We start from the raw sequence: 24,591 nt of genomic DNA, 5'->3' as shown, positions 1-24,591 counted from the left end.
CACACCGTCGTCACCGAACCCCACGATGTCCGCCCGACCATCACCGGTCACATCCGCCAGGAACCTCGGATGCCGGTCCACCCGCCAACCGCCGGCCTGTGTGCCGAAGTCCGCGGAGAGCAGTCGGGGCGCCGCGAACGTACCGTCGGATCTGCTCGTCGCCGTCCACACGCCGGTGTCGCCGAAGCCGACGATGCCGGCGCCGGGGTCCGCGGAGAGCGGACCCATCAGGCGGGGGGTACCCGCGACCGACCAACGCGCCACGTCCGGCGCGACGGCGATCGACGTGACGCAGTAGCCGCCGATCGCGCCCGGCACGCCGAACTGGCCGGCGGCCGGCTCCGGCCGCGCGCACTGCGACCAGGACTCCCCGCCGTCCTCCGACTTCCAGAGGTTGCTGGAGAAGGAGCCGGCGAAGACCAGCCGGCCGTCGTCGGAGCTGTCGAGTGAGAGCATCCGCCCGGTGGTGAACTGCCCCGACTTGCGGCGGGGCGTGTTGGACCGGGTGGGACTGACGTCGTCGATCGTGGACACGACGGCCTCCAGAGTGCCGGTGATGACGAGCCGGTCGCCGGCCCGGGTCCCTACCGCGCGGGTGCCGTCCGGCGCCACTCCGACCGGGCGCAGACGGCGGACACGGCGAAGACCACGAACAGGACGGCGACCAACAGCCACTCGGCCGTCCCGTCGTGGTTGTCGGGCTCGATGCCGAACGCCTCGATCCAGTCCCGCCAGAACAAGGTCAGCACGAACAGCGCGCCGAAGATCGACGCGGAGGTGATCTCGACCCAGAATCGGGTCCGGAACCTGCGGTGCGGAGGCTTCACGGTGCGCTCCTGACGTCGTCCGTCCGGGTCACGGAGGGGAGTGACGGCGACAGCGTAGGCCGGGCGGCGCGCGCGCCGCCGTCGGCTGGACGACAACGCCCGTCTATTGGTTGACAGCTGGGAAGGCCGAATTAGTGGCTCCCACACCTTTTATCCCGTGACGACCGAAGTGGTGCGTCGTTGCTCAATGAGCGAAGGCCGCCGGAGCGGTATCAGTGAGGAGCAGGACAGGTGCGCGTCAAGCGACAGGTGGTGGATCTCCTGATCCACCACAGCCCACATCTCGTGGCCCTGGCCGGGTCGGTCCGGTTCAGCGCGCGGAACCGGACGCGCTGCCGGCTCCGGTACGACCGGGGCGACTGGATCTTCCGTTATCCCGAGGGAACGGTGGTGAACACCTCGCTCATGCACAGTTCTCCCGCCGCCGAGGACCGGGCCGCGGAGGACGTCTTCNGGGCAGCGAGGTGCGGCTCTTCTCCCGCCTCGTCGGCGAGCACGGCCGGGTGGTGGCGATCGAGGCCCATCCCCGCACGTTCCGCTGCCTGCGGCGGGCGGTCGGTTTGAACGGGCTGACGAACGTGACGCTCCTGCCGTGTGCGGTCGTCGAGGAGGCCGGGCCGGTGCGCCTGGACGAGCACGAGCAGACCCACCTCCGCAACGCGGTGACCAGCGCCGGGAGCGGCACGATCGAGGTGCCGGGACGCACCCTCGCGGAGATCATGTCCACGCTCGGCCTGGACCGCGTCGACCTGCTCAAGATGAACATCGAGGGAGCGGAGCTGCCCGCGCTGCGGGGCTCGACCGACGCCCTCCGGTCCGTCCGCAACCTCGCGGTCTCCTGCCACGACTTCCTGGCCGACGAGCCGGGCCGCGAATGGCAGCGGACGTTCAAGGGGGTGACCGAGTTGCTGCACGAGGCGGGCTTCTCGATCCGGACCCGCCCCGACGATCCGCGGCCCTGGATGCCGTACTACGTGTACGCCTCCCGCCCGCCGACGACGGGCAGCCGACCCTAGCGGGGCGCCGCGCGGAAGAAGGAAAAAGGGGCCGTCCGGGATGCCCGGGTGGCCCCTTTCGCGCCCTGGGCGATGTCAGCCCCGTCGATTAGAATGTATGTACTAATCGAGCAGCTGACCTGGGAGGATGCTCGTGACCGCGCCCATCTCCGCCGCCCCTGTCACCCCCTACGCCACCCTCCTCGGATTCACCCGCTACGTCGACCGCACCGGCCCCACCAAGGCCACCTTCGTCGGCGGCCTGCGCCGGCAGCGGGCGAGCCGGCACGGCTTCAACCCGCACGGTCAGTTCGTCAAGGCGCTCAAGGCCGACGTGGCGTTCCACACCGGCGGCACCCATCTGGCCCAGGTGGCCGACGTGGTCAAGCCGCGCTGGCGCCCGCTCTACGAGGCGCTCGTGCCCGGCGCGACCCGCTGGCTGCACTCGCTCGGCGAGCCGGCCGGCGTCGACCTGGCGCAGACCCGCGACGCGCTGGCGATGGTGGGCGACCTGCCGGTGAAGATCAACCCGCAGTTCGGCGTGCGCTTCGGCGACGGCCGGGCCGAGGCGGTCCGGCTGCATTTCGACGAGGCGCCGCCGAGCGAGGAGGCGACCCTGGCCACCCTGCACCTGATGGCCCGGCACATGGACGCCGTGCTGCCGCACGCCGAGCCGGTGCTGGTCGACGTGCGGCGCGGTGAGGCGCACCGGATGCCCACCGACGTCAAGCCCGCGCAGATCGAGCAGTGGTTGGCCGGTGAGGCCGCCGCGTTCCGGGCCATCTGGTCCACCGCCGCCTGACCGCCCGACCGGAGGGCCGAGGGCCGCCCGGGCACACGGGGGCGGTCCTCCGGCACTACCGGTCCGGGCGCTCGTCGAGCAGCCCGGCCCGGCCGGCCAGGGCGGCCGCCTCCACCCGGGTGGCCACCCGCAGCTTGCGCAGCAGGGCGGCGGTCATCCGCTTCACCGTGCGCTCGGAGGTGTGCAGCCGATCGGCGATCTCGACGGTGCCGAGCCCGGCGGCGATCGCGCGCAGCAGCCGGCGCTCCTCGTCGTCGAGGTTGAGCCCCGGCGCACGGGTGGGCCCGATCAGCCGCCGCAGCAACGCGCTGGGCAGCACCGCCCAGCCGTCCAGCACCGCCAGCAGCGGAGGCAGCAGGTCCTCCGGCTCGCTGGTCTTCGGCAGGTAGCCCTCGGCGCCGCAGCGCAATGCCTCCACCGCCGGCGCCGGGTCGTCCGAGCCGGACATGGCGAGCACGCGTACCCGAGGATTGGTCCGCCGGATGGCGGCGATGGCCCGGGGGCCGCCGGGCGGCGGCATGTGCAGGTCCACCAGGGCCAGGTCGGGGGCGCACCGGGCGACCAGCGCGGCGGCCCCGGCGGCGTCGGTGGTGGAGCCGATCACCCGCACCCGGCCGTCGGTGGTGGCGGCGAACAGCAGCTCCAACCCGCGCACGAACAGCGGATGGTCGTCCACCACCGCGAGCCGGACGCCGCCGTCACCCATGTCCGCTTTCCTCCTTTAAGTGGAGGGTACGAGGCATATGCGACCGGTTGTCGGGAACACGCGAGCATGACTCTTGATTCGTTGATCATCAAGGTGCCTCGCCACCGCGAACCGACCGGTCGGGACGAGCGACTGTCGCTCCGGGTGCTCTGCCACGAGCTGCGGACCCCGGTGCAGGCTCTGACGGCGTTGACCCGGGCCCTCGCCGACCGGCAGCGGCCGCTGACCATGGCCGACCGGCAGGCCCTCGCGACGCTCGCCCACGAACACGCCGAGCACCTGCGGTCACTGCTGGACGACCTCGGCGCACCCGGGCCAGGGCACGACGCCCGCCGGTGGCGTCCGCTGGCCGACGTGATCCACGCGGCGACCGCCACCGTGCCCGACCGCCGCCTGCGTACCCGGGTCGACCGCGTCGCCGCGGAACTGCCGGTGCCGGAGCAGCACGTCCGGCAGATCCTCACCAACCTGGCGCACAACGCGCTGCGGCACGGCCCGGCCGACGGCGACGTGGTCGTACGCGCCGCCGCCCGCCCCGACACGTTGACGCTGTCGGTGGTGGACCGGGGCGTACCCGGCCCGGCGCTGCGCGCGGCGCTGACCCGGCCGGCCCCGCCACCCGCCGGCGACGGGCTGGGTCTCTGGATCGTCCGTCGGCTGGTCGACGCGTACGCGGGGACGCTGTCCGCCCGCCGTACCCGGGCCGGGTGGTTGGCCGTGGAGGTCCGGCTGCCCGTCCCGCTGCGGGCTGACCCCGCGGGGACACGGATCGGCCCGGCGAGGCCGGTGGCTCGGGAACCCGGTGGCGGACCGCAACGGTGAACCCGGAGGAGACACCATGTTCACGCACATGAAGGACCTGCAGTTCGAGGCCAAGCCGGACGGGCCGGACGCCGCGTTCGCCCGCCGCCTCCAGGAGGTCCTGGGCGGCAAGTGGGGCGAGATGACCGTCGCCAACCAGTACCTGTTCCAGGGCTGGAACTGCCGCCTGCCCGGAAAGTACAAGGATCTGCTGCTCGACGTGGGGACCGAGGAGATGGGCCACGTCGAGATGATCGCCACGATGATCACCCGGCTGCTGGAGAACGCCCCGCTGTCGCTGGAGGAGGCCGCCGCGGACAACCCGATGGTCGGGGCCATCTACGGCGGGTCGAACCCGGCGCACTTCATCCACGGCGGCGGCGGCGCGCTGGCGGTGGACAGCGCCGGCGTGCCGTGGAACGGCAACTTCATCACCGCCAGCGGCAACCTGATGGCCGACTTCCACCTCAACGTCACCGCCGAGGCACAGGGCCGGCTCCAGGTCGCCCGCCTGTTCAACATGACCGACGACCCGGGCGTCAAGCAGATGCTGCGCTTCCTGCTGGCCCGCGACACCATGCACCAGAACATGTGGATGGCGGCCATCGAGCAGCTCAAGTCCGACGGCCTGGAGGAGATGCCGGTGCCGGACGCCTTCCCCGACTCCCCCGATTTCACCCAGGAGTTCAGCTACACGTACCTGGACTTCTCCCCCGGCCAGGACGCGGCCGAGGGCCGGTGGGCCTCGGGTCCCACGCCGGACGGCAAGGGCGAGTTCCGGTACGAGCACAGCCCTCGCGCGCACGCCCCCGAGCCGGTGCTGCCGCCCGGCGACCCCCGCCTGTACGGCACGAACCCGGGGATGGTCGGCAAGGTCGCCAACACGGTCAAGAGCAAGCTCACCTGAGCCCGTCGGCGTCGGGTCGCCCACCCGGGAGATGCCATGTCCCCGTCCAACCGCGCCAAGCTGATCGCCTTCGCCCTGCTCACGCTCGCCGCCCTGGGCCTCGGCCTGCCCCGGACCGCGATCCTCGCGCTCGCCGCCCTCACCGCGCTGATCCCGCTCGCCGACGCGCTGGCGCGCGATCCGGCGCCGGCCGGCCAGCCCGCACCACGGCACGAACCCGCCTGATTCCGTTCCACCCCGCCGCCGTCGAGGAGCCTCCGTGGTCACCAAGGACCTGCCCGTCGCGTCCCCGCTGCGGACCGCCCGCGCCCGCCGCCCGGTCCGCGGCCGACTCATCCTGCTCGGGCCGGCGTTCGTGGCCGCGATCGCGTACGTCGACCCCGGCAACTTCGCCACCAACTCCACCGCCGGCGCCCGCTACGGCTACCTGCTGGTCTGGGTGGTGGTGGCGGCGAACCTGGCGGCCATGCTGGTGCAGACGCTGACCGCCAAGCTCGGCCTGGCCACCGGGCGCAGCCTGCCCGAGCTGTGCCGGGAGCGCCTGCCCCGACCGCTGAACCGGGTCATGTGGGCCCAGGCCGAGCTGGTCGCGATGGCCACCGACCTGGCCGAGGTGATCGGCGGGGCGGTCGCCCTGCACCTGCTCCTCGGCGTCGGGCTGCTGCCCGGTGGCCTGATCGTGGGCACCGCCGCGTTCGCCGTGCTGGCGCTGCGCGCCCGGGGCTTCCGGACGTTCGAGATCGCCATCGCGGTGCTGCTCGGCGTGATCGTGCTGGCCTTCGCGGTCGACCTGCTCACCGCCCGGCCGGACCTGGGCGCCACCGCGGGCGGGTTGCTGCCCCGGATGGCGGGCACCGACAGCATGATGCTCGCCGCCGGCATCCTGGGCGCGACCGTGATGCCGCACGTCATCTACGTGCACTCGGCGCTGACCCCGAACCGCGTCCCGACCAGCGACGAGGCGGAGCGGCGGATGGTGGCGAAGGGTCTGCGGGTCGACGTGCTGATCGCGCTCGGCATCGCCGGCGCGGTCAACCTGGCCATGCTGCTGGTGGCCGCGACCAGCTTCCACGGCAGCGGCATCCCCGGCACCGACACGCTGGAGGGGGTGCACGCCGGGCTCGCCGGCACGCTCGGCACGGTGGCGGCAGTGGGCTTCGCCGTCGCCCTGCTCCTGTCCGGCCTCGCCTCGACCAGCGTCGGCACGTACGCCGGCGAAGTGATCATGCAGGGCTTCCTGCGCCGCCGGATCCCGCTGCTGGTGCGCCGGACGGTCACGTTGCTGCCCGCCCTGGCCGTGCTCGCGGTCGGCGTCGACCCGACCCGGGCGCTGGTGTTGTCCCAGGTGGTGCTGAGCTTCGGCATCCCGTTCGCGCTGATCCCGGTGGTGGCGTTCACCCGCCGCCGGGACCTGATGGGCGGGCTGGTCAACCGCCGGGGCACCACCGCCGCCGCGATCGGGGTCACCGGGCTGGTGGTGGCGCTCAACGCGTTCCTGCTCTGGCAGTTGGTCGGCTGAGCACGACCGGGCCCGCCCGTTCAGGCGGTCAGATACTTCGCCAGGTCGTCGAGGATCTTGTTGGCGGCGCCGACGCCGATGCCGGNCCTTCTCGCCGTACGCGGTCACGAACACCACGTCGCCGTCGACCTCGTTGACCCGCTCGGCGCTGACCAGGTCGAAGCGCTTGTCCTCCTTGCCCTCCAGCAGTTGGCGCTGCGGGCGGCCCAGGCCGGTGTCACCGACCACGATGCCGGAGAACGAGTCCGGGCCGTACACCCGGATGTTGCCCGGGATGAAGCGCACGATGGAGATCTTGCGCGACCCCGGGTCGCCGAGCGCCGCGCCGAAGTCCTTCGCCCGCTTCTCGTAGCCGGCGAGCAGGTCCTTGGCCTGCTGCTCCCTGCCGAGGGCCGCGCCGTCGAGGAGGAAGTTCTCCTTCCAGGTGACGCCGACCTTCTCGGTGAACACGGTCGGCGCGATGGCGGACAGCTCGTCGTAGAACTTCTCCTGGCGGAACTTGCTGCCGAGGATCAGGTCGGGCTTGAGCGCGTTGACCGCCTCCAGGTCGGGCTCGGTGAGCACACCGACCTCGGCGATGCCGGCGAGCTTGTCCGCGCCGAAGTAAGTGGGCCAGCTCTTCGCCTCACCGGCGGTCGCCGCGCCGATCGGGGTCACGCCCAGCGACAGCGCGGTGTCGATCTTGTCGGTGTCGAGCACCACCACGCGCTTCGGCTCGGCGGGCACCTTGGTGGTACCCATCGCGTGGGTGATCTCCCGGGTCTCCCCGGCGGCCGTGCCGGCGACCGGGTCGCTCTCCCCGCAGGCGGTGAGGCCGACGCCGAGCGCGAGGGCGGTGGTGAGTACGGCGGCGAGGCGACGCATCAGGTTCCTTTCCGTGGTACGGGTGCGGCCGGGGTGGCCGGGGTCTGGGACAGGGCGGGGACCACCAGCGGGGCACCGGTGACCGGGCAGGGCACGACCACGCAGTCGAGCCCGAAGACGGCGCGGACCAGGTCGGCGGTGAGGATGTCGCGCGGCGGGCCGGCCGCGACCATCGCGCCGTCGCGCATGGCGACCAGGTGGTCGGCGTACCGGGCGGCCTGGTTGAGGTCGTGCAGCACGGCCACCACGGTGCGGCCCCGCTCGACGCGCAGCCGGTGCAGCAGGTCCAGCACCTCCACCTGGTGGGCCAGGTCGAGGAAGGTGGTCGGCTCGTCCAGCAGCAGCGCGTCGGTGTCCTGGGCCAGCGTCATGGCGATCCACACCCGCTGGCGCTGCCCGCCGGAGAGCGTGTCCACCGCACGGTCGGCCAGCCCGGTGACGTCGGCCAGCCGCATCGCCTCGTCGACGGCCCGCCCGTCGTCGGTCGACCACTGCCGCCACCATCGCTGGTAGGGCTGCCGGCCGCGTCCGACCAGGTCGGCCACGGTGATCCCCTCGGGCACCAGCGGGCTCTGCGGCAGCACGCCGAGTCGCCGGGCCACGTCCCGGGTGGGCAGGTCGCGGATCGCCGCGCCGTCGAGCAGCACCGCGCCCCGACGCGGGGTGAGCAGCCGGGCCATGGTGCGCAGCAGCGTCGACTTGCCGCAGGCGTTCGGGCCGACGATCACGGTGAACGCGTCGGCCGGCAGGTCGAGTGTCAACCCGTCCAGCACGGTCCGGTCCTCGTAGCCGACGACCAGGTCGCGGGTGGACAGCAGCGCGGTCACGACCGCCTCCCTCGGGTGCGCAGCAACACGAAGATCAGGTACGGCCCGCCGATGGCCGCGGTCAGCACGCCGGCCGGCAGTTGGGTGGGGGCGAACAGCCGCCGGCCGGCCAGGTCGGCGAGCACCAGCAGCAGCGCGCCCAGCAGCGCGGCGCAGAGCAGCGGCGGCCGCTCGGCCCGGACCAGACGCCGGGCCACCTGCGGCGCGACCAGCGCCACGAAGTCCACGGCGCCGACTTGGGCGGTGACCGCGGCGGCGGCCAGCACGCCGGTGCCGGCCAGTCCGATCCGCCGGGCCACCGGACGCAGCCCGATCCCCCGGGCGGTGTCGTCGTCCAGGACGGAGCCGCGCAGCGCCCAGCCGGCCCAGAGCAGCACCGGCAGCAGCGCGACGAGCGTGCCGGCGATCCACGCCGCCTCCGTCCACCCCTTGCCGGCCAGGGTGCCGATCAGCCAGAGCTGGGCGCGCAGGCCGTCGATCGGGTCGGCGGTGAGCATGACCACCTCGATCAGCGCCCGCAGCGCGAACGCCACCGCCACGCCGGCCAGCACGAACCGCTGGGCGGCCAGGCCGTGCCGGGCGCCGAGCGCGAACACCAGGACGGCTGCGGCCAGGCCGCCGAGCAGCGCCGCCGGGGCCACCAGCACCGCCGCCGCGCCGCTGGTCAGTGCCACCGTGGCGGCCAGCCCGGCGCCCTGGGTGACGCCGATGACGTCGGGGCTGGCCAGCGGGTTGCGCGCGACGCTCTGGATCAGCGTGCCGGCCACCCCGAACGCCGCGCCGGCCACCGCCGCGAGCACCGCGCGGGGCAGCCGCAGGTCACGCACCACGAGGTCGTACGGCGTGCCGGCCCCGGACAGCGACCGCAGCACGTCGACGGGTGCCACGTACGGCGTCCCAAGCGACAGACTGACCACCACGGCGACGAGGAGCAGCACCAGAAGCACCCCCGCCACCACCACCGGCCGCCACCGGAACGGCACCGCCACGCCTCCGACCCGCAGCAGCGCTCGTCCCGCCAACCCCGGTCCGCGATCTTGCACTTGCGGCCCACCCGACGGGGGACTTGTCCGGTTCGTCGGGGCCGAAACTGCAAGATCGCGGGAGGTCGGGGTGGGGGTGGGGGTGGTCATGCGGTGACGACCTTGGCTCGGCGGACCAGGAGGGCGAGGACGGGGGCGCCCAGGAGCGCAGTGATGATGCCAGCCGGGATCTCGCCGGGCGGGGCGACCAGGCGGCCGGTGACGTCGGCGGTCAGCACCAGGGCGGGACCGAGCAGCGCGGCGACCAGCAGGGTCCACCGGTGGTCGGCGCCGACCAGCGCGCGGGCCAGGTGCGGCACGGCCAGCCCGACGAAGGCGATCGGCCCGGCGGCGGCCACCGCGGCACCGGTGAGCAGCACTCCCCCACCACCGGCGGCCAGCCGGACCACGGCGACCCGGTGGCCCAGGCCGCGGGCGACGTCGTCGCCGAGGGCGAGCGCGTCCAGCCCACGGGCGGCCAGCGCGGCCAGCAGCACCCCGGCCAGCACGAACGGAAGCACCTGCCCGGCCACGCCCACGTCCCGGCCGGTGAGCCCGCCGACCACCCAGAAGCGGTACTCCTCGAACGTTCGGGCGTCGATGCTGAGCAGCGCGTACACGATGGCGCCGAGACCGGCGTCGAGGGCGGCGCCGACCAGCGCGAGGGTGACCGGGCTCGCGCCGTCGCGGGTGCGGTTCGCCACCGCGAAGGCCAGCAGCCCGGCGAGCAGCGCGCCGGCGATGCCGAACCAGACGTAGCCGGCGAGCGTGCTCACGCCGAACACGGCGATGGCCAGCACCACGCCGAAGGAGGCGCCGGCGCTGACCCCGAGGATGCGCGGCTCGGCCAGCGGGTTGCGGGTGACCGCCTGGAACAGCACCCCGGCCAGAGCCAGCGCGAGGCCGACGACCAGCCCGAGCGCGGTACGCGGCACCCGCAGCTCGCGGACGACGGTGCTGGCGTCGCCGTCGTCGGGCGCCACCAGCGCCTGCCACACCTGGTCGACCGGGAGGTGGCGGCTGCCCAGCGCCAGGCTCGCCAGCAACGCGAGCGCGAGCAGGAGCGCCGCCGCCAGGGCGACCGTCACGCGACGGGGAGCGCCACGACGGGCAGGGGCGTCGGCCCGGCCGGGCCGGACGGCGACGGTGGTCACGGGGGTGTTCGCCTTCCGATTAGGTTCGCCTTACCTTAGCTGACCTGGTAAGGCGCACCTAACTCGGAATTGTCGATGCCGACGCGGGGCCCCTCAGTCCTCCGCGGACTGGCGGACGCCGGGCACCACCGGCATCGGCCACACCCCGGTACGCGGCGCGGCCGGCGTCTCGGGCTGCTGGTCCGCCCAGACGTACGTCTCCGGCAGCAGATCGGCCACCGGAACCGCGCGCAGCCCGTCCGGCGGCCCGACGATCACCCGGATCGACGGGAAGTAGTCGAGCAGCACCTGTCGGCACCGCCCGCACGGCGGGATCACACCACGTCCCCGGTCCCCCACCGCGACGATCGCCTCCAGTTCGCCGGCGCCCTGGGTGGCGGCAGCACCGATGGCCACCACCTCCGCGCACGGCCCGCCGGTGAAGTGGAAGACGTTGACCCCGCTGAACACCCTCCCGTCGGTGCTGCGCACGGCGGCGGCGACGGTGTGGTTGTCACTGCGGCAGCGCAGCTTGGCCACGGCGGTGGCGGCCTGCACGAGCGCCCGGTCGGTGTCCCGCATGATCGTCCCGTCCCCTCGTCGGCCCGTCGGCGGCAACTTTATCCGGGTCGGGTGGTCCGGCCGGGAACGGCACGCCCAGGGCCGGTAACCCGGGGGCGGTCCGCCGCGCGGCTGCCTATCCTTGGCGACGACATGCAGAATCCAGCCGTACCCGCCGTTCAAGAGACCGCCCGCGACCTGCACCGTCGCCTCAGCCCGCTGATGTTCCGCGACCAGCGCCGCCTCGCACGGCGGCTCGACGGCGTCCGGAAGCTGCGCGACCCGCAGCGGCGGGAGGCCGCGCTGGCCGAGATCGCGGCCGAGGTGGCCCGGGCCGAGGCGCGGCTGGCGGCGCGTCGCGCGGCCGTGCCGGCGATCACCTATCCGCCGCAGTTGCCGGTGAGCGAGCGCTCCGACGACATCGCCGCCGCCATCCGGGACCACCAGGTGGTGATCGTGGCCGGCGAGACCGGCTCCGGCAAGACCACCCAGCTCCCCAAGATCTGCCTGGAGCTGGGGCGCGGGGTCACCGGCCTGATCGGCCACACCCAGCCCCGGCGGCTCGCGGCCCGCACGGTCGCCGACCGGATCGCCGAGGAGCTGGGCACCGAGCTGGGCGGCGTGGTCGGCTACAAGGTGCGCTTCAGCGACCAGGTCGGCGAGAACAGCCTGGTCAAGCTGATGACCGACGGCATCCTGCTGGCCGAGTTGCAGACCGACCGGATGCTGCGGCAGTACGACACGCTGATCATCGACGAGGCGCACGAACGCAGCCTCAACATCGACTTCATCCTCGGCTACCTGCGGCAGCTCCTGCCCCGCCGGCCCGACCTCAAGGTGGTCATCACCTCGGCGACCATCGAGACCGACCGGTTCGCCCGGCACTTCGCCGACGCCGAGGGCAACCCGGCCCCGGTGGTCGAGGTCTCCGGGCGCACCTATCCGGTGGAGGTCCGCTACCGACCGCTGGTCGAGGTCACCGAGGCCGACGACGAGGACGAGGCCGACGAGGAGAACGTCCGCGACCAGATCCAGGCCATCGGCGACGCGGTCGAGGAGCTGGCCGCCGAGGGACCGGGCGACATCCTGGTCTTCCTCAGCGGTGAACGGGAGATCCGGGACACCGCCGACGCGCTGGGCAAGCTGGTCCAGTCCAAGCGGTCCTTGCTCGGCACCGAGATCCTGCCGCTCTACGCCCGGCTCTCCACCGCCGAGCAGCACCGGGTCTTCGCCGCGCACAGCAACCGGCGGGTGGTGCTGGCCACCAACGTCGCGGAGACCTCGCTGACCGTGCCCGGCATCAGGTACGTGGTGGACCCGGGCACCGCCCGCATCTCCCGCTACTCCAGCCGGCTGAAGGTGCAGCGGCTGCCGATCGAACCGGTCTCGCAGGCCAGCGCCAACCAGCGCAAGGGCCGCTGCGGGCGTACCTCGGACGGCATCTGCATCCGCCTCTACGACGAGTCGGACTTCGACTCCCGCCCGGAGTTCACCGACCCGGAGATCCTGCGCACCAACCTGGCCTCGGTCATCCTCCAGATGACCTCGATCGGGCTCGGTGACGTCGCCGCGTTCCCGTTCATCGACCCGCCGGACCGGCGCAACGTCACCGACGGCGTGAACCTGCTGCACGAGCTGGGCGCGCTCGACCCGACCGAAACCGACCCGGCGAAACGGCTCACCCCGCTGGGCCGACGGCTGGCCCAGCTCCCGGTCGACCCGCGACTGGCCCGGATGGTCCTGGAGGGCGAGCGCAACGGCTGCGCCACCGAGGTGGTCGTGATCGCCGCCGCGCTCTCCATCCAGGACCCGCGCGAGCGCCCGGCCGACAAGCAGGCCCAGGCCGACCAGGCGCACGCCCGCTTCGCCGACAAGGAGTCGGACTTCGTCGCATACCTCAACCTGTGGCGGTACCTGCGGGAGAAACAGCGGGAGCTGTCGTCGAGCGCGTTCCGCCGGATGTGCAAGGCCGAACACCTCAACTACCTGCGGGTACGCGAGTGGCAGGACATTGTCAGCCAGCTCCGCCAGGTGTTGCGTACCTCGGAGAAGGGTGAGGGCCGGCGCGGCGCCGGCGCGGACCTGCCGGAGGAGATCGACACCCCGAAGGTGCACCAGTCGCTGCTGCCCGGCCTGCTGTCGCACCTCGGCCTCAAGGACGCGCAGAAGCACGAATACCTCGGCGCGCGGGGCGCGAAGTTCGGGATCTTCCCCGGATCGGCGCTGTTCAAGAAGCCGCCGCGCTGGGTGATGGCCGCCGAGCTGGTGGAGACGTCCCGGCTGTGGGGCCGCGTCGCCGGGCGGGTCGAGCCGGAGTGGGTGGAGCCACTCGCCCAGCACCTGGTCAAACGCAGCTACAGCGAGCCGCACTGGGAGAAGAAGCAGGCCGCGGTGATGGCCTACGAGAAGGTCACGCTCTACGGCATCCCGCTGGTCACCTCCCGGAAGGTCAACTTCGGCCGGATCGACCCGGCCCTGAGTCGGGAGCTGTTCATCCGGCACGCCCTGGTGGAGGGCGACTGGCAGACCCACCACCAGTTCTGGCGAGACAACCAGAAGCTGCTGACCGAGGTCGAGGAGCTGGAGAACCGCGTCCGGCGGCGCGACATCCTGGTCGACGACGAGACCATCTTCGCCTTCTACGACCAGCGCATCCCCGCCGACGTGGTCTCCGGCCGGCACTTCGACACCTGGTGGAAGAAGACCCGCCGGGAGCGACCCGACCTGCTCACGTTCACCCGCGAGCTGCTGGTCAACGCCGGCCGGGGTGGGGTGGCCGAGGAGGACTACCCGGACGAGTGGCGGGCCGACGGTGTCACGCTGCCGCTGACCTACACGTTCGACCCGACCGCGCCCACCGACGGCGTGACCGTGGACATTCCGCTGCCGCTGCTCAACCAGGTACCGGCGGAGAGCTTCGACTGGCAGGTGCCGGGGCTGCGCGAGGAGTTGGTCGTCGCGCTGATCCGGTCGCTGCCCAAGCCGGTCCGGCGCAACTTCGTCCCGGTGCCCGACTACGCGCGGGCCGTGCTGGCGCAGATCACGCCGGGCGAGGAGCCGCTGCTGTCCGCGCTGACCCGGCAGCTACGCCGGATGACCGGGGTGACGGTGCCGCCGGACGCGTGGGACCTGGCGAAGCTGCCGCCGCACCTGCGGGTCACGTTCCGGGTGCTCGGCGCGGACGACAAGCCGGTCGCCGAGGGCAAGGACCTGCCGGCGCTGCAACGCGAGCTGCGCCAGGAGGTACGCCAGGTGGTCGCCGCCGCCGCGCCGGACGTGGCCCGCAGCGGGCTCACCGGCTGGACGATCGGCACGCTGCCGCGCACCGTCGAGCAGGTCCGCGCCGGCTTCGCGGTGACCGCGTACCCGGCGCTGGTGGACGAGAGCGCCACCGTCGGGGTGAAGGTGTTCGACTCCGCCGGGGAACAGGAGGCCGCGCACTGGGCGGGCACCCGTCGGCTGCTGCGGCTGACGCTGCCGTCCCCGGCGAAGTTCCTCCAGGGGCGGCTGAGCAACGAGGCGAAGCTGGCGCTGTCGCGCAACCCGCACGGCGGGGTGCCGGCACTGATCGAGGACGCCACCGGCACCGCCATCGACAAGCTGATGACGGACGCGGGCGGCCCGGCCTGGGACGCCGACGGATTCGCCGCGCTGCGCGAGCGGGTCCGCGCCGACCTGGTCGACACCGTGGTCGAGGTGATGGGCCGGGTCCGGCAGGTGCTCGCCGCCGCGTACGCGGTGGAGCAGCGACTCGGCGCGACCCGGAACCTGGCCGTGGTGGCCGCGCTGGCCGACATCCGCGCCCAGCTCACCGGCCTGGTGCACGCCGGCTTCATCACCGAGGCCGGCTACGCCCGCCTGCCCGACCTGCTGCGCTACCTGACCGCGATCGAGCGCCGGCTGGACCGGCTGCCCGGCAACCCGCAGCGGGACAAGCAGCAACAGGACCGGATCGCCACGGTGCAGAAGGAATACCGGGACATGCTCGCGGCGCTGCCCCCGGCCCGGCGGCAGTCGACGACGGCCCGGCAGATCCGCTGGATGATCGAGGAACTGCGGGTGAACGTCTTCGCGCAGGCGCTCGGCACGCCGTATCCCGTTTCGGAACAACGCATCTACCGCGCGATGGACGACGCGGAGGGCCGCTGAGCCGGTCGGGTGGACGGAGTCAGGGACGACCGGCGCCGACGAGGGCCGCCGCCGGCCGCGGCTCCTCGCGTTCTGGCATCCACCAGGAGGGGTTGTCCCGATACCAGTGGAAGACCTCGGTCAGCCCGTCGACGAAGCGGACCCGCGGTGCGAAGTCGAGTTCCTCGCGGATCTTCGTGAAGTCGAGCGAGTAACGCTGGTCCTGCACCGCCCGGTCCGCGACGTGCCGGACCCGGTCCCAGCCGGCCCCGGCCAGCCGCAGGATCTGCTCGGCCAACGCCTGGTTGGTCAACTCGACGTCGCCGCCGATGTTGTAGACCTCCCCGGCCCGTCCCTTCTCCAACACCAGGGCGATCGCCCGGCAGTGGTCGTCGACGTGCAGCCACTCACGTACCGCGCTGCCGTCGCCGTGCAGCGTGATGTCGCCGCCCGTGAGCAGGCTGGTGACGAACCGGGGGATGACCTTCTCCACGTGCTGGTAGGGGCCGTAGTTGTTGGCGCAGCGGGTGATCGACACGTCGACGTCGAACGTGCGCCAGTACGAGCGCACGACGCAGTCGCTGGCCGCCTTCGACGCCGCGTACGGGGAGTTGGGCTCCAACAGGCACCGCTCGGTCCACGAGCCGTCGGTGATGGAGCCGTACACCTCGTCGGTCGAGACGTGCACGACCCGACCCACCGCCGCACGGGCGCAGGCCGCCATCAGCATGTGTGAACCCATCACGTTCGTCTCGAAGAACGGCGCCGGGTCGGCGATGGAACGGTCGACGTGCGACTCGGCGGCGAAGTGCGCCACCGCGTCGTGGCCCGGCACCACCTCGGCGAGCAGCGCCCCGTCGCAGATGTCGCCGTAGACGAAGGTCAGCCGCGGGTGCCGGGCCGGCAGGCTGCGCCGGTCGCTGGCGTAGGTGAGCTTGTCGATCACCGTCACATGACAGTCCTCGAACCCGGGATACCGCCCGTCGAGCAGACTCCGGGTGAAGTGGGAGCCGATGAAGCCCGCACCTCCGGTAACCAGGATTTTCATCTGATGGCCTCCTGCCACATGACACCGCAGTGTTCTTCGTCGCGCGGATCCGGCGAGGATCCGGGCAAGGCTCCACCATAGAAGACGAAGATGCCTAAAACGGTCGTAAGTGGTTTAAAGAAGAAGCGTCGCGTCAGCGGCGGGCCGGCCGGTCAGAGCGGCTCGACCCCGGGCGGCAACTCGTCGCCGTCGGTGGCGTCGTGCACGTACTCCAGCAGGATGCGGCGCAGCTCGCGGCCGGCGTGGGTGGGCACCACATCGCGGCGGCGGGCCACCGCGATGGTCCGGCGGACACCGGGCGGGACGAGCCGGGTGACCCGGATGCCCGGCCGGCGGGCCACCACGATGCCGGGGACCAGCGCGACGCCGAGCCCGGCCTCCACGAAGCTGAGCACGGCGTCCATCTCGCCGCCGTCCACCGACAGGGTCGGCTCGAAGCCGGCGGCCCGACACGCCTGGAGCGTGGCGTCGCGCAGGTCGTAGCCCTCACGGAACATGACGAGCGGCTGGTCGCGCAGGTCGGTGATGCGAAGCTCGCCGCCGGCCGAGGCGGCCGGCAGCGAGTCCACCGAGGCGACCACCAGGCTCTCGCGCAGGATCGGATCGACGCGCAGCCCCGGATCGACGCCGGCGGACGGCATGATCACCAAGGCCAGGTCGAGGTCGCCACGGAGCAGGTCGCGGACGAGATCCTGGGAGCCGCCCTCCTCCACCCGCAGGTCGACGGTGGGGTACGCGTCGCGGAACCGGCGCAGCACCGGGGGCGCCAGCGAGGTGGCCAGACTGGGCGTGGCGCCGAGCCGGACCCGACCGCGGCGCAGCCCGACCAGCTCCTGCACCTCGCGGGTCGCGGTGTCCACGTCGGCGAGGATTCGTTTGGCCAGCGGCAGCAGCACCTCGCCGGCCGTGGTGAGCCTGATGTTGCCCCTTACCCGCTCGAAGAGCGGTGCGCCCAGGTCGGCCTCCAGGGCGTGAATTTGCTTACTCAACGACGGCTGGGTTATGCCGACGACATCGGCAGCTTGGGTGAAATGTCGTACTTCTGCGACCGCGACGAAGTACCGGAGCTGATGGAGCTGCATCTACATAGCTTATGGCTATCAAGGCTGCGAATTCGATGCATTGGACGCCTGATCGAACGGCTCCTAGCGTCGGTCATGTGGTAATCACGAAAACTCGGTCGCCCATCCGCTCGAACGTCGGCCTGAAGGCCGTCATGGCGGTGACGGGCATCCTTCTGGTGCTGTTCCTGATCGTGCACATGCTCGGGAACCTGAAGATCTTCACGGGCGAGACGTCGTTCGACCACTACGCGCACTGGCTGCGGGACATCGGCACGCCGCTGCTGCCGAGCACCTGNCCGCCGTCGTGCTCGCCATGCGCGCCCGGGCCGCCCGCCCGGTGGCGTACGCGCACCGCCGCAAGATCCATGTGAACTACGCGGCCCGCACCATGCGCTGGGGTGGGGTGATCATCCTGCTCTTCGTGATCTACCACATCCTGGACCTGACCACCGGTCACCTGAACCCGCAGGGCGACAAGGCCAACCCGTACGGCAACGTGGTCGCCGACTTCGCCCCGGAGCGCTGGTACGTCACCCTCTTCTACACGCTGGCCATCGTGACGCTCGGCTTCCACCTGCGGCACGGCGCGTTCAGCGCGTTCCGCAGCCTCGGCCAGCAGACCCCGAAGGGCGAGCGTCGCGCCCGCGCCGCCGCGCTCGTCTTCGCCGTCGCGCTCTGCGCCGGCTACCTCGTGGTCCCCTTCGCCGTACTCACCGGATTGGTGGCCTGACATGGATCTCTACACCGAGGGCGACCCGGTCGCCGACACGCGGGCCCCGGACGGCCCGGTCGAGACCCGGTGGGACCGCCACCGGTTCGACATGAAGCTGGTCAACCCGGCCAACCGCCGGAAGCTGACCGTGATCGTGGTCGGCACCGGCCTGGCCGGCGGTTCCGCCGCGGCGACGCTGGCCGAGCAGGGCTACCGGGTGAAGTCCTACTGCTACCAGGACAGCCCGCGCCGGGCGCACTCGATCGCCGCCCAGGGCGGCATCAACGCCGCCAAGAACTACCGCAACGACGGCGACTCGGTGCACCGGCTCTTCTACGACACGGTCAAGGGCGGCGACTTCCGGTCCCGGGAGTCGAACGTGCACCGGCTGGCCGAGGTGTCGGTCAACATCATCGACCAGTGCGTCGCCCAGGGCGTCCCGTTCGCCCGCGAGTACGGCGGACTGCTCGACACCCGCTCGTTCGGCGGCGCGCAGGTGCAGCGCACCTTCTACGCCCGGGGCCAGACCGGCCAGCAGTTGCTGCTCGGCGCGTACCAGGCCCTGGAGCGGCAGATCGGCCTGGGAAACGTGGAGATGAACGCCCGCCACGAGATGCTCGAACTGGTGGTCGTCGACGGCCGGGCCCGCGGCATCGTGGTCCGGGACATGGTCACCGGTGAGATCAGCACCGAGATGGCGGACGCGGTCGTGCTCGCCTCCGGCGGCTACGGCAACGTCTTCTACCTCTCCACCAACGCCAAGGGCTGCAACGTCACCGCGACGTGGCGGGCGCACCGCAAGGGCGCGTACTTCGCCAACCCCTGCTACACCCAGATCCACCCGACCTGCATCCCGGTCTCCGGCGACCACCAGTCGAAGCTGACCCTGATGAGCGAGTCGCTGCGCAACGACGGCCGGGTGTGGGTGCCGAAGGCCAAGGGCGACGAGCGCGGCCCCCGGGACATCCCCGAGGACGAGCGGGACTACTACCTGGAGCGGATCTACCCGTCCTTCGGCAACCTGGTCCCGCGCGACATCGCCTCCCGCGCCGCCAAGAACGTCTGCGACGAGGGACGCGGCGTCGGCCCGACCGGCCTCGGTGTCTACCTGGATTTCGCCGACGCCATCGACCGGCTCGGCCGCAAGGCCATCGAGGCCAAGTACGGCAACCTCTTCGAGATGTACGAGCGGATCACCGGCGAGGACCCGTACGAGGTGCCGATGCGGATCTACCCCGCCGTGCACTACACGATGGGCGGGCTCTGGGTCGACTACGACCTCCAGTCCACCATCCCGGGCCTGTTCGTGATCGGCGAGGCGAACTTCTCCGACCACGGCGCGAACCGGCTCGGCGCCTCGGCGCTGATGCAGGGCCTGGCCGACGGCTACTTCGTGCTGCCGAGCACGCTGGCCAACTACCTGGCCGCCAACCCGATGGAGAAGGTCGACGCCAGCCACCCGGAGGCGGTCGCGGCGCGTACCGACGTCGAGGACCGGATCCGGCGGCTGCTCGCGGTCGACGGTGACCGCACGGTGGACTCGTTCCACCGGGAGCTGGGTCAGATCATGTGGGAGCACTGCGGCATGGAGCGCTCGGACGCCGGGCTGCGCAAGGCGATCGGCGAGATCCGCGCCCTGCGTGAGCAGTTCTGGCAGCGGGTGCGCGTCCCGGGCGACGGTGAAGGGCTCAACCAGTCGTTGGAGAAGGCCGGCCGGGTGGCCGACTTCTTCGAGCTGGCCGAGCTGATGTGCATCGACGCGTTGCACCGCGAGGAGTCCTGCGGCGGTCACTTCCGGGCCGAGTACCAGACCCCGGACGGCGAGGCGCAGCGCGACGACGACCGGTTCGCCTACGTGGCGGCCTGGGAGTACGCCGACAGCGGCGAGCCCGTGCTGCACAAGGAAGACCTGACCTTCGAATACGTCCACCCCTCGCAGCGGAGCTACAAGTGAACCTGACCCTGCGCATCTGGCGCCAGTCCGGCCCCGAGGACAAGGGTCGGATGGTGACCTACCCGGTGCCGGACGTGTCCCCGGACATGTCCTTCCTGGAGATGCTCGACGTGCTCAACGAGCGGCTCATCCTCGACGGGGAGGAGCCGGTCGCCTTCGACCACGACTGCCGTGAGGGCATCTGCGGCACGTGCAGCCTCATGATCAACGGTGAGGCGCACGGCCCGCAGCGCGGCACCACCGCCTGCCAGCTGCACATGCGGCAGTTCACCGACGGCGAGACGATCGACATCGAGCCCTGGCGGGCCCGCGCCTTCCCGGTCGTCAAGGACCTGGTGGTCAACCGGAACGCCTTCGACAAGATCATCGCCGCCGGCGGGTACATCACCGCGCCGACCGGCAGCGCCCCGGAGGCGCACTCCACCCCGGTGGCCAAGGACGACGCGGACGCCGCCTTCTCCTCGGCCGCCTGCATCGGCTGCGGTGCCTGCGTGGCGGCCTGCCCGAACGGCTCCGGCATGCTCTTCACCGCCGCCAAGGTCACCCAGCTCTCGCTGCTGCCCCAGGGCCAGCCCGAGCGGTACACCCGGGTGATCGGCATGGTGGACGCGCACGACGAGGCCGGCTTCGGCGGCTGCACCAACATCGGCGAGTGCGCGACGGCGTGCCCGAAGGGCATCCCGCTGAACACCATCGGCCGGCTCAACCGGGACTACCTCCGGGCCACCACCAAGCGCGCCGGCACCCCCGGCTNCCGCGCCCCGCATCCCGGGGGCGCGGCGGTCGCCGTTTCCCTGGTACGTCGAACGCGACGGTCACCCCCACCGAGCCAGCCCGGAGGCACCTACGCCGCGGCCCAGCGCAGTGCGGCCCAGTCCCAGCACGGCCCGGCCCGCGCCTCAGACACCCATGACGTTCCACCCAGGCCCAACAACGCCCGCGACTGGAACACCATGGGTGCATCCGCCCACCGCAGACACCCATGACGTTCCACCCAAGCCCGACAACGCCCACGACTGGAACACCATGGGTGCATCGAGCACGCAGAAAGCGCTGGACGGGTCACCCGCACCCGCGGTCCCGCGCGGGTGCGGCGAAGTGGCGGGTTCCTGAGGGCTTGATCACGCCAGGCCGACAAGGTCGGGGGGTCGACAGACCGGGATACCGCCACCCGTCCGGCACACTGCGGAACGGCGAACGACGGCCATACCAACACGGTGGCACGCAGCCAGCCGGCGCTCGGCGCGACGCCGCCGGTTCAAGCGGCTCCTCGCGGGTAGCAGTCCCATGGACGGCACCGAGGAGGGGGCATTCCGGCATGAAGGCACTGACCTGGCAAGGCAAGCGGGACGTTCGGGTCGAGGAGGTCCCGGACCCCCGGATCGAGGAGCCCACGGACGCGATCGTCCGGATCACCTCGACCGCCATCTGCGGTTCCGACCTGCACCTGTACGAGGTGCTCGGGCCGTACCTGAAGCCCGGCGACGTCCTCGGGCACGAGCCGATGGGCATCGTCGAGGAGGTCGGCTCCGGGGTGACCCGGCTGAAGAAGGGCGACCGTGTGGTCGTCCCGTTCAACATCTCCTGCGGGCACTGCTGGATGTGCGAGCGTCAGCTCTACGCCCAGTGCGAGACCACCCAGGTCACCGCCGAGGGCAAGGGCGCGTCGCTGTTCGGCTACACCTCGCTCTACGGCTCGGTGCCGGGCGGCCAGGCCGAATACCTGCGGGTGCCGCAGGCCCAGTTCGGCCCGATCAAGATCCCGGACACCGGCGCCGACGAGCGCTGGCTCTACCTCTCCGACATCCTGCCGACCGCCTGGCAGGCGGTGAAGTACGCGGACACCCCGCCCGGTGGCACGCTGGCCGTGTTCGGGCTCGGCCCGGTCGGGCAGTTCAGCGCCCGGATCGGCCGGCACCTCGGCGCCGGCCGGGTGATCGGCCTGGACCTGGTGCCGGAGCGGCTGGAGATGGCCCGCCGGCACGGCATCGAGGTGCTCGACGTCAGCCAGCTCGACGACGTGCCCGGCGCGCTCATCGACCTGGTCGACGGGCGCGGCCCGGACGCGGTCATCGACGCCGTCGGCATGGAGGCGCACGGCGCGCCGGTCGGCAAGATCGCCCAGGCCGCCGCCGGGCTGCTCCCGGACAAGCTGGCCCAGCCGATGATCGACGCGGCCGGGGTTGACCGGCTCGTGGTGCTGCACGCCGCGCTCAAGGCGGTCCGGCGCGGCGGCACCGTCTCGATCTCCGGCGTGTACGGCGGCGAGCAGGACCCGATGCCGATGATGGAGATGTTCGACCGGGGCATCCAGCTACGGATGGGGCAGTGCCACGTCCGGCGCTGGGTGGACGAGATCATCCCGCTGCTGGAGGGCGACGACGACCCGCTGGGCGTCGAGGACCTGCGGACCCACCGGCTGCCGCTGGCGCAGGCGCCGCAGGCGTACGAGATGTTCCAGAAGAAGTCCGACGGCTGCGTCAAGGTCGTGCTCGCGCCGTGACCCGGACGGTGGTCGTCACCGGCGCGACCAGCGGGATCGGCCGGGCGGCGGCCCGGGAGTTCGCGGGCCGCGGGGACCGTCTGGTCCTCGCGGCCCGCTCCCCCGCCACCCTCGACGAGGTACGCGACGAGTGCCGGGCGGCCGGCGCGCAGGCGCTGGCCGTACCGATGGACGTGACCGGGCCCGGCGCGGTGGCGGCGCTCGCCGACGCGGCCGAGGCGGAGTTCGGCGCCGTCGACGCCTGGGTGCACACCGCCGCGGTGATGGCCTACGGCCGTTTCGACGAGACCCCCGCCGAGGTGTTCGAGCAGGTGGTCCGCACCGACCTGCTGGCGGCGGCGGAGGTGGCCCGGGAGGCGCTGCGCCGTTTCCGGGTGGCCGGCGGCGGAACGCTCGTGCTCACCGGCTCGGTCCTCGGGCACATCACCGCGCCCTACATGAGCGGCTACGTGGCGGCCAAGTGGGGTCTGCAGGGGCTGGCCCGCACGCTCCAGCAGGAGGCCCGGGAGACACCCGGCGTCGCGGTCTGCCTGGTCAACCCGGGCAGCGTGGACACGCCGGTGTACCAGCAGGCGGCCAACTACCTGGGCCGGATCGGCCGCCCGCCACCGCCGATCACCAGCCCGGAACGGGTGGCCCGGGCGATCGTGGACTGCGTCGACCGGCCCCGGCGGGAGGTCTCGGTGGGTCGGCTCAACGTGGTCATGCGGTTCGGCTTCACGCTCCTGCCCGGCGTGTACGACGTGCTGGTCGGGCCGTTGATGCGGCTCGCCGGGTTGACGAACCGGCCGGTGGACGCCCACGAGGGCATCGTGTTCGCCCCGAACCCGGCGGGTGAGGCGGTGCGGGGCGGGTGGCTGCCCGACGTGTCGCGGATGGTCCGGTCGGTGGCCGGGGCGACCACGGCGGTACGGCGCCGGCTGCCGTGACCACCGCCGCGACCGGTGTGTGCAGGAGCCGGTGCGGGGTGGATACCGTGTACGGCGGGACACGGCGGAGGGGAACCACATGCGGGCACCAGCGGAGCGGGAACCGGGCACGGCAGGCGGCAGCGGGCGGGGATGGCGGATCGCCGGGCTGGCGGCCGTCGCCGGGCTGGCGTGGGCGGCGCGGGACGTGCCGGCGCAACTCGGCGGCCGGCTCACCGGCGCCCGGGCGGCGCGGGCGGCCCGCTCGCCGCGGTTCCGCGACGGCACGTTCCACAACCCGGCCGGCACCAGCGCCACCATGGTCGCCGACCCGGGCCGCAACCTGGTCCGCGAGCTGATCTTCGGCAAGCAGAAGCGGCGGCCGGGAAGCGCCGTGCCGCTGCTGCGCCCGACCGACGCGACCCCGGCCGACCCGACGCGCGAGCTGAACGTGATCTGGTACGGCCACGCCTCCACGCTGGTGGAGATCGAGGGGCATCGGGTACTGCTCGACCCGGTGTGGAGCGACCGGTGCTCGCCGTCGGCGCTGGTCGGTCCGCGGCGCATCCACGAGCCGCCGGTCCGGTTGGACGAGCTGCCCCGGCTCGACGCCATCCTGATCTCGCACGACCACTACGACCACCTGGACATGGCGACGGTGCGGGGGCTGCTCACCCACCAGTCCGCGCCGTTCCTGGTGCCGCTCGGCGTCGGCGCCCATCTCGACCGGTGGGGCGTGCCGGCGGACCGCATCGTCGAGCTGGACTGGTCGGAGAGCCACCGGGTCGGTGGGCTGACCGTCACCGCCACCGCCGCGCAGCACTTCTCGGGGCGCGGGTTGCGCCGCGACGGCACGCTCTGGAGTTCCTGGGCGCTGGCCGGCGCGCACCGGAGCGTCTTCTACACCGGTGACTCCGGCTACTTCGACGGCTATGCCGACATCGGCGCCGAGCACGGCCCGTTCGACGTGACGCTCATGCAGATCGGCGCGTACGACCGGGCGTGGCCGAACATCCACATGTTCCCGGAGGAGGCGGTGGCCGCCCACCTCGACGTGCGTGGCGGGCTGCTGGTCCCGGTGCACTGGGGCACGTTCAACCTGGCCCTGCACGACTGGTCCGAGCCGGTGGACCGGCTGTGGGCCGAGGCGAAGGCCCGGGACGTCCGGCTGGCGGTGCCGCGCCCCGGGGAGCGGGTGGTGGTGGACGAGCCGCCGGCGGTGGACGGCTGGTGGCAGGCGGTGGTCTGAGAGTTCCGTCCCCAAAAATTCGGACAACGCTCCCTTATGGGGATTTCTGCGTAATCTGTTC

At 72.4% G+C, this 24,591-nt stretch carries 19 protein-coding genes and 4 pseudogenes; 13 read left to right on the top strand and 10 right to left on the bottom strand.

Annotated features, from left to right (window positions below; genetic code table 11):
* Positions 1-534: pseudogene (locus B1205_RS29045) on the bottom strand (VCBS repeat-containing protein); the annotation flags it as partial.
* Positions 535-584: 50 nt separating this feature from the next.
* A complete protein-coding gene (locus tag B1205_RS11915; protein WP_089155655.1) occupies positions 585-827 on the bottom strand; it encodes an ABC transporter permease in 243 nt (80 codons plus the stop codon).
* Between the two features lie 464 nt (positions 828-1,291).
* Between B1205_RS11915 and B1205_RS11910 the strand changes: the two genes are divergently transcribed.
* Positions 1,292-1,843: an FkbM family methyltransferase gene (locus B1205_RS11910; protein ID WP_176308555.1), complete on the top strand. Its 552-nt coding sequence runs from the start codon at positions 1,292-1,294 to the stop codon at positions 1,841-1,843.
* A 133-nt stretch (positions 1,844-1,976) separates the two neighbouring features.
* Entirely contained in the window at positions 1,977-2,624 is a 648-nt protein-coding gene (locus B1205_RS11905) for a hypothetical protein (protein WP_089155854.1), read from the top strand.
* A 55-nt stretch (positions 2,625-2,679) separates the two neighbouring features.
* Here B1205_RS11905 and B1205_RS11900 read toward each other — a convergent pair whose 3' ends face one another.
* Positions 2,680-3,330, bottom strand: a complete 651-nt coding sequence (locus B1205_RS11900; protein WP_089155653.1) for a response regulator — start codon at positions 3,328-3,330, stop codon at positions 2,680-2,682.
* A 66-nt stretch (positions 3,331-3,396) separates the two neighbouring features.
* Between B1205_RS11900 and B1205_RS11895 the strand changes: the two genes are divergently transcribed.
* From B1205_RS11895 to B1205_RS11880, 4 genes are read left to right on the top strand one after another with little or no spacing between them, the layout of a single operon-like run.
* Positions 3,397-4,152: a sensor histidine kinase gene (locus tag B1205_RS11895; RefSeq protein ID WP_176308554.1), complete on the top strand. Its 756-nt coding sequence runs from the start codon at positions 3,397-3,399 to the stop codon at positions 4,150-4,152.
* 16 nt (positions 4,153-4,168) lie between these two features.
* Positions 4,169-5,038 carry a manganese catalase family protein gene (locus tag B1205_RS11890; RefSeq protein WP_089155853.1) on the top strand — a complete coding sequence of 290 codons (870 nt, stop codon included), beginning with the start codon at positions 4,169-4,171 and terminating at the stop codon, positions 5,036-5,038.
* Positions 5,039-5,074: 36 nt separating this feature from the next.
* The gene (locus tag B1205_RS11885; protein ID WP_089155651.1) at positions 5,075-5,263 is read left to right on the top strand and encodes a hypothetical protein; all 189 of its coding nucleotides are present in this window, start codon (positions 5,075-5,077) and stop codon (positions 5,261-5,263) included.
* A 34-nt stretch (positions 5,264-5,297) separates the two neighbouring features.
* Positions 5,298-6,557, top strand: a complete 1,260-nt coding sequence (locus B1205_RS11880) for an Nramp family divalent metal transporter (protein WP_089155650.1) — start codon at positions 5,298-5,300, stop codon at positions 6,555-6,557.
* Between the two features lie 156 nt (positions 6,558-6,713).
* Here the strand turns inward: B1205_RS11880 and B1205_RS11875 are convergent.
* The 5 genes and pseudogenes from B1205_RS11875 to B1205_RS11855 form a co-directional block, all read right to left on the bottom strand.
* Positions 6,714-7,298: pseudogene (locus tag B1205_RS11875) on the bottom strand (ABC transporter substrate-binding protein); the annotation flags it as partial.
* Positions 7,299-7,420: 122 nt separating this feature from the next.
* On the bottom strand, positions 7,421-8,248 hold the full coding sequence (locus tag B1205_RS11870; protein WP_089155649.1) for an ABC transporter ATP-binding protein: 828 nt from the start codon (positions 8,246-8,248) through the stop codon (positions 7,421-7,423).
* Positions 8,245-9,270 carry a FecCD family ABC transporter permease gene (locus B1205_RS11865; RefSeq protein ID WP_254909873.1) on the bottom strand — a complete coding sequence of 342 codons (1,026 nt, stop codon included), beginning with the start codon at positions 9,268-9,270 and terminating at the stop codon, positions 8,245-8,247. Before B1205_RS11865 ends, B1205_RS11870 begins: the two co-directional genes overlap by 4 nt.
* A gap of 107 nt (positions 9,271-9,377) precedes the next feature.
* The gene (locus tag B1205_RS11860) at positions 9,378-10,424 is read right to left on the bottom strand and encodes a FecCD family ABC transporter permease (RefSeq protein ID WP_089155648.1); all 1,047 of its coding nucleotides are present in this window, start codon (positions 10,422-10,424) and stop codon (positions 9,378-9,380) included.
* Positions 10,425-10,517: 93 nt separating this feature from the next.
* Positions 10,518-10,985: a cytidine deaminase family protein gene (locus B1205_RS11855; protein ID WP_089155647.1), complete on the bottom strand. Its 468-nt coding sequence runs from the start codon at positions 10,983-10,985 to the stop codon at positions 10,518-10,520.
* Between the two features lie 132 nt (positions 10,986-11,117).
* Here B1205_RS11855 and hrpA point away from each other — a divergent pair, with 132 nt between their 5' ends.
* The gene (hrpA, locus tag B1205_RS11850; protein WP_089155646.1) at positions 11,118-15,113 is read left to right on the top strand and encodes an ATP-dependent RNA helicase HrpA; all 3,996 of its coding nucleotides are present in this window, start codon (positions 11,118-11,120) and stop codon (positions 15,111-15,113) included.
* 19 nt (positions 15,114-15,132) lie between these two features.
* Here the strand turns inward: hrpA and rfbB are convergent, their stop codons facing one another.
* Positions 15,133-16,140, bottom strand: a complete 1,008-nt coding sequence (rfbB, locus tag B1205_RS11845) for a dTDP-glucose 4,6-dehydratase (RefSeq protein ID WP_089155645.1) — start codon at positions 16,138-16,140, stop codon at positions 15,133-15,135.
* A gap of 152 nt (positions 16,141-16,292) precedes the next feature.
* Complete coding sequence (locus B1205_RS11840) at positions 16,293-17,222, bottom strand: LysR family transcriptional regulator (protein ID WP_089155644.1); 930 nt, start codon at positions 17,220-17,222, stop codon at positions 16,293-16,295.
* A 134-nt stretch (positions 17,223-17,356) separates the two neighbouring features.
* Here B1205_RS11840 and B1205_RS11835 point away from each other — a divergent pair.
* The 6 genes and pseudogenes from B1205_RS11835 (at position 17,357) to B1205_RS11810 (ending at position 24,530) form a co-directional block, all read left to right on the top strand.
* Positions 17,357-17,934: pseudogene (locus B1205_RS11835) on the top strand (succinate dehydrogenase cytochrome b subunit).
* 1 nt (position 17,935) lies between these two features.
* Positions 17,936-19,870, top strand: a complete 1,935-nt coding sequence (locus B1205_RS11830) for a fumarate reductase/succinate dehydrogenase flavoprotein subunit (protein WP_089155643.1) — start codon at positions 17,936-17,938, stop codon at positions 19,868-19,870.
* Positions 19,867-20,604, top strand: a pseudogene (locus B1205_RS11825) (succinate dehydrogenase/fumarate reductase iron-sulfur subunit); the annotation flags it as partial. The gene B1205_RS11830 and the pseudogene B1205_RS11825, both read left to right, overlap by 4 nt.
* Positions 20,605-21,188: 584 nt before the next feature.
* Complete coding sequence (locus B1205_RS11820) at positions 21,189-22,373, top strand: zinc-dependent alcohol dehydrogenase (RefSeq protein ID WP_089155642.1); 1,185 nt, start codon at positions 21,189-21,191, stop codon at positions 22,371-22,373.
* Positions 22,370-23,302, top strand: coding sequence for an SDR family NAD(P)-dependent oxidoreductase (locus B1205_RS11815; protein WP_089155641.1), 933 nt, complete (start codon positions 22,370-22,372; stop codon positions 23,300-23,302). Before B1205_RS11820 ends, B1205_RS11815 begins: the two co-directional genes overlap by 4 nt.
* A gap of 79 nt (positions 23,303-23,381) precedes the next feature.
* A complete protein-coding gene (locus tag B1205_RS11810; protein ID WP_089155851.1) occupies positions 23,382-24,530 on the top strand; it encodes an MBL fold metallo-hydrolase in 1,149 nt (382 codons plus the stop codon).
* The last annotated feature ends 61 nt before the right edge of the window (positions 24,531-24,591 follow it).

It is taken from the genome of Micromonospora sp. NBS 11-29, from assembly GCF_002140155.1.
Classification (GTDB): domain Bacteria; phylum Actinomycetota; class Actinomycetes; order Mycobacteriales; family Micromonosporaceae; genus Micromonospora.
The sequence above is the reverse complement of the archived record's forward strand: the minus strand, read 5'-3'. Positions and strand labels throughout refer to the sequence as shown.